At 65.6% G+C, this 1,736-nt stretch carries 3 protein-coding genes; all 3 read right to left on the bottom strand.

Features of this window, described 5'->3' with window-relative positions; genetic code table 11:
- A partial coding sequence (locus L0G76_RS16070; protein WP_304358128.1) for a hypothetical protein occupies positions 1-230 on the bottom strand: 230 nt, incomplete at its 3' end.
- A gap of 19 nt (positions 231-249) precedes the next feature.
- Positions 250-1,200, bottom strand: a complete 951-nt coding sequence (locus L0G76_RS16065; protein WP_304358127.1) for a universal stress protein — start codon at positions 1,198-1,200, stop codon at positions 250-252.
- 92 nt (positions 1,201-1,292) lie between these two features.
- Complete coding sequence (locus tag L0G76_RS16300; RefSeq protein WP_369696205.1) at positions 1,293-1,688, bottom strand: universal stress protein; 396 nt, start codon at positions 1,686-1,688, stop codon at positions 1,293-1,295.
- Positions 1,689-1,736: the final 48 nt, after the last annotated feature.

Genomic DNA, 1,736 nt, shown 5'->3' with positions numbered 1-1,736 from the left:
CCTCCGAAGATCGCCGGTACCCTCGCCGAGGCGGCTCCTGGCTGACACGGCACGCTCGCCGAGGTGGTTCCTGGCTGACACGGCACGCCGATGGCGTGCCTCATCGTCTCCGCCATTGTCTTCGCCGTCGGTGTGGCGACCAGTCTCTCGCCGAGCAAGGTCGTCGAGAACACCCGCCAGGTCGACGCACGCCGCCGCTGTTCGATGCGCACCCATTGGTCGGTGGGCATCGAACTGCGAGGGATCTGGTTATGACTGGCGCGGAACGATCATCACTGGGCCCCGTGCGGTGTTGAGCACGCCGCGGGAGACGGAACCGAGCAGAGCACTGCGCACCGCTCCGCGGCCTCTGTTGCCGACCACGGTCAGCGCCGCCTTCGCGGTCCAGTCGCTGATGACGTCCTCGGGATGGCCGATCTCGACGTCGATGGAGATGTCCAGGTCCGGATGATCGTCGAACAGCCACGAAAAGTCGGACCTGATCTTCGTCTCGAATTCGGCTCGGCGTCTCTGTCGCGACTCGTGGTGAACCTGAAGATCGGGGTACCAGTACAGCCATTCCTCCAGCTGAGGCATGATCATGAGCAGCTTCAGAGGCGCGGTGGTCTCTTCGGCGGTCTGTGCCGCCTGTTTGACGACCGCGAAGCTCTGGGCCGAACCGTCGACGGCGGCGACGATCGGAGCGGTGATCGCCTCCTCGGCAGGACCCTCATCCTTCGTGCCGGCCTCGGCCAAGTCGGTTCCGGGGAACACGAGCGTCGGGCAGTGGGCGTGGGCAGGCAGGGCGGATGCGACTGAACCGAGGACGCGTCCGACGAACCCGTCGCGTCCGCGAGCGCCGACGACGATCAGCTGGGCCTGCTCGGACAGCTCGACGAGTGTGCCGGTGGGGTTGCCCTCGGCAACTGCGAACACGACTTCGCCCGCGTAGTCGCTGAGGTCTCCCTCGGCCACTTCGAGCGTGGCCTCGGCGATCTTCCGCCTGGTTTGGCCCTCCGGTTCCGGCGGGAGCGAGGCCATATTGGGATAGATCGGCACCGGTACCGTATAGACGGTGACAACGGTCAGTCTGGTCTTCCGGCGGAGGGCTTCGTTCGCCCCGAACCGCAGGGCCGCCTTGGCGTGTTCGGATCCGTCGAAACCGACCAGAACCCCATGATCGCGGACTGTCGAGTCGGCGGTATTGACGTCGTCGTACATCACGAACCTCCCAGGGGGTTTCTCAGATTCGAGCGACGGCGGCAACCCCGTGACGAAACCGCTGTCGTCATCACTCAGCATAGCAAGTATTTCTACATTATGTACAACTTCGGGGAATGCGGAACACCGGGCAGGTGACGCACTCGGCGGATTGCGACCGGCGCGCAGAGTGCCGATTGCGCGGTCATTCTCGGGACGATGAGGGCGGGTGCTGTCATCTGGTTGAGCCAGCCTCGCCTCACCGAGCCCAGAAGCAGGCTGGTCAGACCGCCGCGGCCGCGGTTGCCCAGAGTGACCGGTGCTGCTGTACGTGTGGCCTCCGGGAGCACGGTCGCTGCCGAGCCTTCCTGAAGGTGGGGGCGAAGGACCGGCCCCGTGTGGCGCTGGCTGACTTGTGTTGCCACGTCGTTCAGATGGTCGGCGTACCGGGCCGCGCGCGGCTGTGTCTGCGACCGTGAGAGCCGAAGCGTCCACGTCGATTCCCGCAATGACCTCGTGGGCGAAATCCGATTCGCTGCGCTGGTCGGAGGCGTCGA

It is taken from the genome of Brevibacterium picturae, from assembly GCF_030453725.1.
GTDB classification, from domain to species: domain Bacteria; phylum Actinomycetota; class Actinomycetes; order Actinomycetales; family Brevibacteriaceae; genus Brevibacterium; species Brevibacterium sandarakinum_A.
The sequence above is the reverse complement of the archived record's forward strand: the minus strand, read 5'-3'. Positions and strand labels throughout refer to the sequence as shown.

Coding starts and splice junctions, on each gene's coding strand:
- L0G76_RS16065 (WP_304358127.1), bottom strand. CDS start 1,200: ATGTACGACGACGTCAATACCGCCGACTCGACAGTCCGCGATCATGGG.